This window comes from Acidisoma sp. (assembly GCF_035492295.1).
Lineage (GTDB): Bacteria > Pseudomonadota > Alphaproteobacteria > Acetobacterales > Acetobacteraceae > Acidisoma.
The window spans coordinates 26,224-36,621 of record NZ_DATJJK010000056.1 but is presented as its reverse complement, the minus strand read 5'-3'; the positions used below and the strand labels follow the sequence as shown (position 1 = coordinate 36,621).

The window sequence follows — 10,398 nt, the reverse complement described above, 5'->3', positions numbered from 1 at the left end:
CTCGAGCATCTCCTGCCGCATATGCTCCGCGCGATTGCGAAACAACCGCAGCCGGATCAGACCTTCGCCCGTTTTGACCATTTCGTCTCCGCCCTGCCCGCCGGCATCCAGCTCTTCTCGCTCTTCAGCCGCAATCCGGCGCTGATAGACCGTATCGCCCTGCTGCTGGGCGCGGCCCCCGGCCTCGCCGACCATTTGGCGAGCCATCCGGGCTCGCTCGAAGGGCTGCTCGGCTCCGAGGCCGCGCGGTCCGACCCGCTGCGCGCGCTGCACGCTCAACTCGTCGATGCGGACGGGCTGGAGGACGTCATCGCCCTCACCCGCCATTTCGTCAGCGAGGAGCATTTCCGCATCGGCGTCGCGACGCTCGAAGGCCGCATGGACGTGGACAGCGCCGGCCTCGCCCGCACCGCGCTCGCCGATGCCGCGCTTTCCGTCATTCTTGATGGCGTGGTGGCGCAGCAAACCGCCCGTTACGGCTGGCTGCGCGGCGCTTCCTTTGCCGTGCTGTTGCTGGGCAAGGGCGGCAGCCGAGAGATGATGCCCGGCTCCGATCTCGATCTCATGCTGATCTACGACCGGACGGAGGATACGGAAGCGAGCGAAGGCCCGAGGCCCCTGGCGCCCAGCCAGTGGTTCGCCCGCCTCGTCAATGCCTTCACCAGCGCCCTCACCGTGCAGGGCGTGGAGGGGCCGCTCTACAAGGTGGATATGCGGCTCCGCCCCTCCGGCAACCAGGGGCCAGTCGCAGTCAGCCTCGCCGCCTTCCGCAAGTATCACGCCGAACAGGCTTGGACCTGGGAGCAGATGGCGCTGACCCGCGCCCGCGTCGTGACCGGAACGGCGAGCTTCCTGCCGATCGTGGAAGCGGCACTGCGGGAGGCGCTCGGCCCCCGGCGGAGTGCGGCCGCGCTGCGCACCGATGCGCTCGACATGCGGCGGCGCATGCTGCGCGACCTCGCGGCCCAGGGGCCGTGGGATGTGAAGCTCATGCCTGGAGGAACCATGGAGGTGGAGTTCACCGCCCAGATCCTGCAGCTGATCCACGGCGCAGACCGCCCCGAACTGCGCGACACGACGACCGCCCAGGCGCTGCGCAAACTCGCCGAGGCCGGATGCCTGCCGGCCGAGGAAGCGGAGACGCTGGTCGCGGCCGATCATTTCTGGCGCACGATCCAGAGCATGTTGCGGCTGACCGTCGGGCAGACCCGCAAGGCCGAGCTGCCGGAAGCGACCGCCCGCATCCTGCTTGCTGCGACCGGGGAAGCGGACCTGCCGGCATTGCGCGCCCGCATGGAGCGCACCGCCGCTCTGGTCCGCGCGAGTTTCATCCGGCATATCGGCAATCCGGTGGCCGGCAGTCCGGCGCCCAGCCTTTTGGCGCCTGTCCAGACAAGAGGAGAAAGCCCATGAGCTTGACCGAAGGCGATGCCGCCCCCGACTTCACCATGCCGGCAACCGGCGGCCGCACGGTTAAACTGGCCGACTACGCGGGCAAGCCATTCCTCCTCTATTTCTACCCTAAGGCCGATACGACGGGCTGCACCAAGGAGGCCTGCGCCTTCCAGGAGGCATTGCCCCAGCTCGGTCACCTCGGGCTCAACGTCATCGGGGTCTCGCGCGATCCGATGAAGGCGCTTGAGAAATTCGCTGAGAAATATGGCCTCACCTTCCCGCTCGCATCCGACGACGGCGCCGTGACCGAGGCCTATGGCACCTGGGTCGAAAAAAGCATGTATGGCCGCAAATACATGGGCATCGAACGCGCAACCTTCCTGGTCGGCGCTGATGGCAAGATCGGGAAAATCTGGCGCAAGGTTTCCGTCAGCGGCCACGCCACAGACGTGCTGAAAGCGGCCCAGGCCCTCGGCTGAGAAAGAACCAAACAATGATCACCGTCATGGGCATCTTCGCCGCCGACCTCGTCTTCCACACGCCGAAACTCCCCGCCTGGGGTGAAACGGTGCTGGGGAGCGGCTTCGGCATCGGGCCGGGGGGCAAGGGCTCCAACCAGGCCATCGCCACCGCCCGGCTGGGCGCGCCGGTGGAATTCCTGGCCAAGATCGGGCAGGACGACTTCGGCGCCATGGCCCGCGGCATCTACGCGCGCGAAGGCGTCGGCACCCGCTTCCTGCGCGAGAGCGCCGATCTTCCCACGGGCTCGGCCGCCATCATCATCGACGACCGCGCCGGCGAGAATGCCATCATCGTCGTGCCCGGGGCGGCCGCCGCGTTGACCACGGCCGAGATCGACGGGGCGGCTGAGGCAATCGACGCCTCCTCGGTTTTCCTCACCCAGCTCGAAACGCCGCAGCCCCTGGTGCTGCACGCGCTGCGCCGGGCCCGTGCCGCCGGGAGCGTGACCATGCTCAACCCCGCGCCGGCCGCCGCCCTTTCCGATGAAATCCTCGGTCTGGTCGACATTCTGACGCCGAACGAGACCGAGGCGGCAATGCTTTCCGGCCTGCCCGTCACCGATACGGCAGAAGCGGAAGCCGCCGCCGATGCGCTGATCGCGCGTGGCGCGGGCGCCGTCGTCATCACCCTCGGAGAGAAGGGCGCGCTGCTGCGAAAGGATGGCCAGACGGTCCTTGCCATGGCCGTCAAGGCGGGGCCCGTCGTCGACACGACGGGGGCGGGGGACAGTTTCAATGCCGGCATTGCCGTCGCGCTGTCTGAGGGAAAGACGCTTGCCGAAGCGCTCGGCTTCGCCTGCGCGGTCGCCGGCCTGAAAGTCACCCGCGCCGGTGCCGGGGCCGGCATGCCGAAGCGGGCGGAGGTAGAGGCGCTGCTGGCGGGGTCACGCCCGCCAGCATAACGCAGGACGTTCAGAGCAGGCTGCGGAAGAGCCAGAAGAGCACGCCCGAGAGGATGATCGCGACCGGCAGCGTCAGCACCCAGGCCGAGAGCAACCGGACGACGGTACTGCGCTGCAAGCCGGAGCCATTGGCGAGCATGGTGCCGGCGACGCCGCTCGACAGGATATGAGTGGTCGATACCGGCAGACCCCAGGCCTCGGCCATGCCGATGGTGCCGGCGGCGACGATTTCCGACGACGCACCCTGGGCGTAGGACAGATGGGTCTTTCCGATGCGCTCACCCACCGTCTGCACGATGCGGCGCCAGCCAACCATGGTGCCGAGACCGAGGGCGACGGCAACCGAGACCTTTACCCAAAGCGGGATATAGCGGGTGCCGTGCTGCAGCAGCGCGCGGTAATGCTTCAGCACCGTCCATTCCTCGGCGCTGAACGGGGCCTTTTCCTTGGCGAGTTTGGCGATGGCTGCATCCGTCAGATACATGTCGTTGCGGACGTTGTTGGTTTCGGCCGCCGGCACGGCGGAAAGCGCGCCATGGTCATGCACCTGGCCCGCGATGTTATGGGCGAGCACGCCGAGCGCACCATAGATGGCCGGATCGGAAACCTTGCTTTTGTTCAGGGCGTCGTCCACCCGCTGACGGGCGACAGCGCCCTGCAGCTTGGTCGCCTCTGCGGCGGCATGGGCTTCGAAAACCTGAGCGGCGTGTAGACTGGTGGAAATGAAGGTCGGCGTGCTGTCCTGAGACATCGTCCGGTTGAGGGCGAAGGCGGTCGGCGCCACGCCGATCAGGATGAGCATGATCAGGCCCATCCCCTTCTGCCCGTCATTGCCGCCATGGGCGAAGGAGACGCTGGTGCAGGTCAGCACCAGGATGGCGCGGATCCAGAGCGGCGGCGGTTTGCGGCCTTTGGGCTCCTCATAGAGCTTGTGGCTGCGAATGACGCGCTTCATCACCAGCAACAGCAGAGCCGCCAGCACGAAGCCCGCGACAGGGCTGAAGAGCAGGCCCTTGAGCACGCCGATGGCCGCCCCCCATTGCACGCCGGCCGCCGCGTGCCCCGCCGGCGCCATCAGCTGATTGGCGATGCCGATCCCGAGGACCGAGCCGATCAGCGCATGGGAGGAGGAGTTCGGGATGCCGAAATACCAGGTCAGCAGGTTCCAGCTGATCGCCGCCAGAAGCAGGGCGAAAATCATGGCGAAGCCGGCGCTGGAGCCCACGTTCAGCACGAGATCGTTCGGCAGCAGGCTGACGATGCTGTAGGCGACGGCGCCGGATGAGGTCAGCACGCCCAGGAAATTCCAAACGCCCGACCAGATGACGGCCGTCACGGGCGGCAGGCTGTGGGTGTAGATGACCGTCGCCACCGCATTGGCGGTGTCGTGGAAACCGTTCACGAATTCGAAGCCCAGGGCGATGAGAAGCGCGATGCCCAGCAACAGGAAGGCCCCGATCGCCAGGGGCGACTGGCCGGCCTGGTTCATGTCGGAGACCAGGCCGTAAAGAGCGTAGCCGAGGCCACAGATCAGCAGAAGGGCAAACACGGGCACGGTGGACCAGTGCCGGCCACCGCCAGTGCCGGTCCGATCGAGCGGCGAAGTAGGCGCACTTAAGCCGGACATTGGCCTTTCCTTCTCATTTCGCTACCGGCTATACCGCCGGTCGCTTCAGATCCAGGAAAGGTTTCATGACAGCCCCGGCCAGCATGGCCGAGGGCGGCCCTCAGCGGTCGAGAAGTGCCCGCAGCCCTTCGAGGCCGGAGAGAAGCTCCGCCAGGGCGCGCCGCAGACGGGCGGTCTCCTGCTCGGTGGTCGAAGGCCCCGCAGGGGTCGCGGACGGCAGAGGCGGCTGGGCGGCGGACCGCGGAATGAAACGGAGCGGCAGGCGGGTCGCAGCGGCGGCGCTTTCCGCGCGCTCCTGAATGCTCGCACGCTCCTGCGCCAGCAGCTGCTCGGCCTCATGATCGGCTTCCGTGTCCTGATCATCCTGCAACGGCGGCGGAATATCGTCCGCCAAACGCCCGCCACCTTCGCGCAGCAGACGCTGCACGCCCTTGATCGTATAGCCCTGGGTATAGAGAAGATGGGAGATGCGGCGCAGCAGGGTAATGTCGTCCGGCCGGTAGTAGCGGCGTCCGCCGCCACGTTTCAGCGGTCGGACCTGGGGAAACTTCGTCTCCCAGAAGCGCAGCACATGCTGCGGAATATGAAGATCGTCCGCTACCTCGCTGATTGTGCGAAAAGCGGTTGGCGCCTTCTTCGGCTTGGCGCGGCCATGGGCTTCGTCATCCTCACCCATGGTGGTGTTGCGAGCCAGCGGGAGCACGCTCATGCGTCATCACCCTCCTCGTCCACGACTTCGCCATTGACCGTGCCCTTGAGGACCTGGCTCGGCCGGAAGACGAGCACCCGGCGCGGCAGGATGGGCACTTCCACCCCAGTCTTGGGGTTGCGGCCAATGCGGCGACCCTTCTGGCGCACAGAAAAGGTCCCGAAGCCACTGATCTTGACAGATTCTCCGGATTCAAGCGCGGCGGAGATACGCTCCAGCACCGCCTCCAGCAGGTCGGCGGATTCGTTCCGCGACAGGCCCACCTGTGCGTAGATCGTCTCGGCCAGCTGTGCGCGCGTGACTGTACTCATGCTGTAACGGTAGCATTGCTGGCAGCCGAGTCAACGAATCCTTCACCATCAACGCCTTGGCGTGCGGATGTTTTCCTTATGGCGAAGTTGGGGCAGCTAAATCCGGACCAGCGCAGAGCCCCAGACCAAGCCGCCGCCCAGCGCCTCCATCAGCACAAGCTGGCCGTGCTGGATGCGCCCGTCGCCCATGGCCTCGGCCAACGCCAGAGGAATGGAGGCGGCTGAGGTATTGGCATGCCGGTCCACCGTAATCACCACCCGCTCCGGGGCGAGGCCCAGCTTGCGCCCCATGCCCTCGATAATGCGGATATTGGCCTGGTGCGGCACCAGCCAGTCGACTGCGTCATGCGCGAGGCCGTTGGCGGCCAGTGCCTCCTCGACACTCTCGGAGAGACGCTGCACGGCATGGCGAAAGACCTCACGCCCGTGCATGCGGAGTTTTCCGGGCATCGGCGCGCCGGCGGCATCGGTGACGCCGACCGCGCCATCGACGTAAAGGATGTCGCCAAGCGACCCTTGAGCATGCAGATGGGTCGACAGCACGCCCTGCGCGCCATCCCCTTCCGCGGCCCGCAGGAAGACCGCGCCGGCGCCGTCCCCGAACAGCACGCAGGTGCCGCGATCGCCATAGTCGAGGATGCGGGAGAAGACCTCGGAACCGATGATCAGGGCGCCGCGGGCGCGCCCGGCGCGGATCATCTCGTCGGCGATGGAGAGCGCATAGACGAAACCGGCGCAGGCGGCCGAGACGTCGAAGCCGAAGCCGTGGTCGACACCAAGGCCCGCCTGGACGCGCACGGCAACCGAAGGGAAGGCCTGATCGGGCGTGCTGGTGGCGACGATGATGAGATCGACCTCGGCTGCCGTGGCGCCCGCCATCTCCAGGGCACGGCGACCAGCGATAACCGCCATGGAGGTCGTCGTTTCCTCGCCTTCGGCCCGATAGCGCTGGTGAATACCCGTGCGCTCGCGGATCCAGGCGTCGGAGGTATCGACCAGCGCCGCCATTTCGTCATTGCTCACAACACGGCCCGGCAAATAGCCGCCGGCGCCGGCGAGGACGGATCGGATCATACGCGCCATGGGACCTGCTTCGGCTCTACTTAGCCTGGGCGAGCGGGGAAGCGAGACCTTCGATCAGGCTCTCCTCCTGTCCGGGCGCCGGCAGGCGCTCCCGCTCGGCAACTTTGCTCAGACCCTCGGCAATACCGGCTGTAAAGCCGTGGGTCACCATATTCATGGCCACATCCACCGCATGGGCAAAGCCCAGCGCGTCCGTGCCGCCATGGGATTTCACCACCACGCCGTTGAGGCCGACCATCACGGCGCCGTTGTAGCGGCGGGGGTCGAGCCACTCGCGCAGCCGGTCGAGCCCGGTGCGGGCGAGGAGATAGGCGATCTTGGCCATCAGGCTGCCGGTGAAGACCTGGCGCAGAAGCCCGCCCATGAGCCTGAGCGCGCCTTCCCCCGTCTTCAGTGCGACATTGCCGGTGAAGCCATCGGTCACGATCACATCCGTCGTGCCGGCGGCGATGTCATGCCCCGCGACGAAGCCATGGAAGCGGGCGCCCATGGGGCTCGCGCGCAGCATGTCCGCCGCCTGGCGCAGCCGGTCGTCGCCCTTCAGCTCTTCCGACCCCACGTTCAGCAGGCCGATGGTAGGCTCCGGTATGCCGAGCACGGTGCGGGCGAACATGTCGCCCATCACCGCGAATTCCACAAGATTGCGGCTGTCGCACACGACATTGGCGCCGAGGTCGAGCATGACGACATCGCCGCGCGCCGAGGGTACCGTCGCCGCCATGGCCGGGCGGTCGATACCGGCCAGCGTCTTCACGACGATCTTGGCGAGCGCCAGCAGCGCGCCGGAATTGCCGGCGGAAACGACGCCTGCCGCCTCCCCGCTCGCCACCGCGTCGATCGCGAGGCGCATGGAGGACTGGCGCAAACGCAGCGCTACCGTGGGCTTCATATCCCCGGTGATGATTTCCGATGCATGACGAACGGTGCAGACGGCGCGCGCGCGCGGATGGGCCGCGAGAAGAGGCCGAAGCCTCGCCTCGTCGCCCACCAACAGAAAGCGGCCGCCGGGATGCCGTTCGGCCGCGAGCGCCAGGCCTGCGACCACCATTCCGGGCGCGTCATCGCCGCCCATGGCGTCGATGGCCAAGGCGAATCGCTCGGTCTTGGCCAGATCGCTCATGCCGGACGGGGAAGACACGTCGCCGGATTGGGCCGGGTCAGGCCCGGACCGCACCCTTGAGCGCCTTGCCGGCGCCCACGACTTCGCGGCCGTCATAATGGCCGCAATGGCTGCAGACGTGGTGCGGACGCTTCAGTTCGCCGCAGTTGCCGCATTCGGCAAAGCTCGGGGCGCTCAGAGCCTGATGGCTGCGACGCATCCCGCGGCGGGACGGCGAAGTCTTTCTCTTGGGAACGGCCATGGCCAGAACCCCTTTCGTGTTACGTTACATGACCCATGGTCGCGATGACCCGGCCAAACACTCTGTTGGCGTGAGGCCGGGCACTTACCAGAGAGCCCCCCCTGCGGCAAGCGCAGCGGATGCACCCCACACACAACCCTTTCATGCCCCCCGGCTCAGACCCGCCTGGGGTTGCCGCTCAATTCGGTCGGGACAGTTTCTTGAGCACGGCGAAGGGATTGGCATCTTCCTCTACGGTTTCTTCGAACTCGACGCCGGGTTTGCGCGGATAGGGGGGGAGTGCCAGGGCGTATTCCTCCACCGCCGCCTCGCCCAGATCCAGCTCACCGTCGGCATAGACGACCTCGTCCGGTCCATCGTCATAGTCGAAAGGCGCTTCGAGAATGTCCTCCTCGCTCGGCTCGCGGTCCACGAATCGGATGGTAAAGACGATATCGGTGGCCTCGGTGAAGTCATCGAGCGAAACGACGCAGGTGCGCACCGCCCGCGCATGCAGCTTGCCGTGAGCCTCGAAGGTGTTGCGGTCCTGGCGAGTGATGCGGAAGGTGGCGGCCAGGCTCACCAGCTCAGGCAGGCCGAGGCGGCGGGCGACGGCGGCGCATTCCTCCGGCGTCGCTTCGATGCTGCGGGTGATCTCGTTCGCCCCGATCTGGGCAACCGGGAGGGTGCGGGAAAATTCTGGTGTCATGAAACTGGCTCTTGCGGCATGGCCCTCAGGGCTTGGCCCCTCGCAGCGGATCGATAGTAGGAATAAACATAGCCTGATGCAGGACGAGTTGACAGCGGATCGGGAGCATGAGACCCACCGCGCTCACGGCAGAGGTCCATCCGATGGCACTATTCATTCGGTGACTTGGCCATGCCGCTCGTGGCCGGCTTCCCGCGCCGACGTCCTGCGGGGAAACGACGAAGGAATTGCGCCGAGTGTCTGAAACAGCATCGCCCAGAGGTCCGCTCGGTTTCCGTCGTGCCGCGGCGGTCGCCTGCCTCGTCATGGGCCTGCCGCTCGCCGGATGCAGTTTCTTCCAGGCGCAGTCCACGACCCGCGGCGACCCGATCGACGGCGTCGCGCTGAAGCAACTGACGCCCGGCACGACGACACAGGCCGATGCGACGGCGCTGCTCGGCTCGCCGACCACGCATGAGACCTTCGACGACAACGCCTGGGTCTATATTAGCCAGATCACCCGCCCGCAGGTGGGCCGCCTGCCGGCCGTGCTGGAACAGCGCGTTGTTGTGCTGAATTTTGACCAAGGCGGCGTGCTGCGGAAGGTGAAGGTCTATGACAAGGCCGACGGCAAGAACGTGACCATGGCGCCCGGCACGACGTCATCCCCAGGCTCCTCCGCCTCTGTCCTGCAGCAGCTTTTCGGCAATATCGGCCGCTTCAATCCGGGCGCCGGCAGCTCGAATGGCAGCAGCAACTTTGGCGGCTCGCCGGGCGGCGGCGGCGGTTAATCTCCGCCCGAACCACCAGCCGGATTAGCCGCCCACCGATACACTACCTTAGAAATGGCTCCAGCCATGCCGCCCGATGGCGAGCGGCTGGCCGTCCTCACCCAGCACGCGCACCGCGCCCGGCCCCGCCACGAAGCGCCCGATCCGGGTGAGTGGCACGCCGCGCGCCGCACAGGCCTCGGCCAGCGCCGCTCCCCTGCCCTCGGGTACTGCGAGCAGCAACTCGTAATCGTCCCCACCGCCGAGGCGCTGGGCGAGCCAGCCCGGCCCTGCCACCCGCGCCGCTTCCGACATCGGCACCGAGGCCGCTTCGACCTCCGCGCCGCATCCCGACAGTCGGCAGAGATGGCCAAGATCCTGAAGCAGCCCGTCCGACACGTCGATCGCCGCTGAAACCCGGCCCGCGAGCGGGAGGCCGAGGCGCGGGCTCGGCACGCAATAGCGGCCGCGCAGAAAGCCCGAGGGGTCGGCCAGCTTGCCGAGCGAGACCGCGAGGCCCAGCGCCCCGTCCCCGATCGTGCCGGTGACCCAGACCTCGTCCCCGGGCCGCGCCCCACGCCGGCGCACCGCCTGGCCCGGCGCCACATGGCCGATGATGGTGAGCGAGAGGGTGATTGGCCCGGGTGTGCTGGTGGTATCGCCACCCAGGAGCGAGAGACCGAATTCCGCCTGGTCGGCGGCCAGCCCCGCGGCAAAGCCCGCGAACCAGGTATCCGGCGTGTCCGCGGGCGCCGAGACCGCGAGCAAATAGCCGAGTGGCTCGGCTGCCATCGCGGCGAGGTCGGACAGATTCACGCGCAGCAATTTCTGGCCGACGCCCTCGGCCGGATCATCCGGCAAGTAATGGACGCCAGAGACCATGGTATCGGCCGCCATTACCAGCTCGCGTCCGGGCGGCGGCGCGAGCACCGCCGCGTCATCTTCGAGATCGAGGGCCGCCGGCCCCGCGAGCGGGCGGAAATGCCGACCAATGAGGCCGAATTCGGGCGGCAGGCCGCCCACGTCTGCCGTGATGGGCACTGCTGCCAAGA

At 67.3% G+C, this 10,398-nt stretch carries 11 protein-coding genes and 1 pseudogene; 4 read left to right on the top strand and 8 right to left on the bottom strand.

Features of this window, described 5'->3' with window-relative positions; all coding sequences use genetic code 11:
* The 3 genes and pseudogenes from VL752_RS04195 to rbsK all read left to right on the top strand — a co-directional run.
* Nucleotides 1–1,413: pseudogene (locus VL752_RS04195) on the top strand (hypothetical protein); the annotation flags it as partial.
* A complete protein-coding gene (locus VL752_RS04190) occupies nucleotides 1,410–1,874 on the top strand; it encodes a peroxiredoxin (protein WP_325352486.1) in 465 nt (154 codons plus the stop codon). The pseudogene VL752_RS04195 and the gene VL752_RS04190, both read left to right, overlap by 4 nt.
* Nucleotides 1,875–1,888: 14 nt before the next feature.
* Nucleotides 1,889–2,818 carry a ribokinase gene (rbsK, locus tag VL752_RS04185; protein WP_325352485.1) on the top strand — a complete coding sequence of 310 codons (930 nt, stop codon included), beginning with the start codon at nucleotides 1,889–1,891 and terminating at the stop codon, nucleotides 2,816–2,818.
* Nucleotides 2,819–2,828: 10 nt separating this feature from the next.
* On the opposite strand, the gene VL752_RS04180 is transcribed toward rbsK, so the two are convergent.
* The 7 genes from VL752_RS04180 to VL752_RS04150 form a co-directional block, all read right to left on the bottom strand.
* The gene (locus VL752_RS04180; RefSeq protein ID WP_325352484.1) at nucleotides 2,829–4,445 is read right to left on the bottom strand and encodes an inorganic phosphate transporter; all 1,617 of its coding nucleotides are present in this window, start codon (nucleotides 4,443–4,445) and stop codon (nucleotides 2,829–2,831) included.
* A 100-nt stretch (nucleotides 4,446–4,545) separates the two neighbouring features.
* On the bottom strand, nucleotides 4,546–5,154 hold the full coding sequence (locus VL752_RS04175; protein ID WP_413788759.1) for a MerR family transcriptional regulator: 609 nt from the start codon (nucleotides 5,152–5,154) through the stop codon (nucleotides 4,546–4,548).
* Nucleotides 5,151–5,465, bottom strand: a complete 315-nt coding sequence (locus tag VL752_RS04170; RefSeq protein ID WP_325352483.1) for an integration host factor subunit alpha — start codon at nucleotides 5,463–5,465, stop codon at nucleotides 5,151–5,153. Before VL752_RS04170 ends, VL752_RS04175 begins: the two co-directional genes overlap by 4 nt.
* A gap of 96 nt (nucleotides 5,466–5,561) precedes the next feature.
* A complete protein-coding gene (locus VL752_RS04165; protein ID WP_325352489.1) occupies nucleotides 5,562–6,539 on the bottom strand; it encodes a beta-ketoacyl-ACP synthase III in 978 nt (325 codons plus the stop codon).
* Nucleotides 6,540–6,564: 25 nt separating this feature from the next.
* On the bottom strand, nucleotides 6,565–7,668 hold the full coding sequence (gene plsX / locus VL752_RS04160; RefSeq protein ID WP_325352488.1) for a phosphate acyltransferase PlsX: 1,104 nt from the start codon (nucleotides 7,666–7,668) through the stop codon (nucleotides 6,565–6,567).
* Nucleotides 7,669–7,705: 37 nt separating this feature from the next.
* Entirely contained in the window at nucleotides 7,706–7,909 is a 204-nt protein-coding gene (gene rpmF, locus VL752_RS04155) for a 50S ribosomal protein L32 (RefSeq protein WP_325352482.1), read from the bottom strand.
* A gap of 178 nt (nucleotides 7,910–8,087) precedes the next feature.
* Nucleotides 8,088–8,597, bottom strand: coding sequence for a YceD family protein (locus VL752_RS04150; RefSeq protein WP_325352481.1), 510 nt, complete (start codon nucleotides 8,595–8,597; stop codon nucleotides 8,088–8,090).
* 236 nt (nucleotides 8,598–8,833) lie between these two features.
* On the opposite strand from VL752_RS04150, the gene VL752_RS04145 reads away from it, so the two are divergent.
* Nucleotides 8,834–9,367, top strand: a complete 534-nt coding sequence (locus VL752_RS04145) for an outer membrane protein assembly factor BamE (RefSeq protein WP_325352480.1) — start codon at nucleotides 8,834–8,836, stop codon at nucleotides 9,365–9,367.
* A 48-nt stretch (nucleotides 9,368–9,415) separates the two neighbouring features.
* Here the strand turns inward: VL752_RS04145 and thiL are convergent, their stop codons facing one another.
* On the bottom strand, nucleotides 9,416–10,396 hold the full coding sequence (gene thiL, locus VL752_RS04140) for a thiamine-phosphate kinase (RefSeq protein ID WP_325352479.1): 981 nt from the start codon (nucleotides 10,394–10,396) through the stop codon (nucleotides 9,416–9,418).
* Between the last annotated feature and the right edge of the window lie 2 nt (nucleotides 10,397–10,398).

Excerpts from the sequence above, each read along its gene's own strand:
- rpmF (WP_325352482.1), bottom strand. The coding sequence starts at position 7,909 with ATGGCCGTTCCCAAGAGAAAGACTTCGCCGTCCCGCCGCGGGATGCGT.
- VL752_RS04190 (WP_325352486.1), top strand. The coding sequence starts at position 1,410 with ATGAGCTTGACCGAAGGCGATGCCGCCCCCGACTTCACCATGCCGGCA.
- VL752_RS04180 (WP_325352484.1), bottom strand. The coding sequence starts at position 4,445 with ATGTCCGGCTTAAGTGCGCCTACTTCGCCGCTCGATCGGACCGGCACT.
- plsX (WP_325352488.1), bottom strand. The coding sequence starts at position 7,668 with ATGAGCGATCTGGCCAAGACCGAGCGATTCGCCTTGGCCATCGACGCC.
- VL752_RS04150 (WP_325352481.1), bottom strand. The coding sequence starts at position 8,597 with ATGACACCAGAATTTTCCCGCACCCTCCCGGTTGCCCAGATCGGGGCG.
- VL752_RS04175 (WP_413788759.1), bottom strand. The coding sequence starts at position 5,154 with ATGAGCGTGCTCCCGCTGGCTCGCAACACCACCATGGGTGAGGATGAC.
- VL752_RS04170 (WP_325352483.1), bottom strand. The coding sequence starts at position 5,465 with ATGAGTACAGTCACGCGCGCACAGCTGGCCGAGACGATCTACGCACAG.
- VL752_RS04165 (WP_325352489.1), bottom strand. The coding sequence starts at position 6,539 with ATGATCCGATCCGTCCTCGCCGGCGCCGGCGGCTATTTGCCGGGCCGT.
- rbsK (WP_325352485.1), top strand. The coding sequence starts at position 1,889 with ATGATCACCGTCATGGGCATCTTCGCCGCCGACCTCGTCTTCCACACG.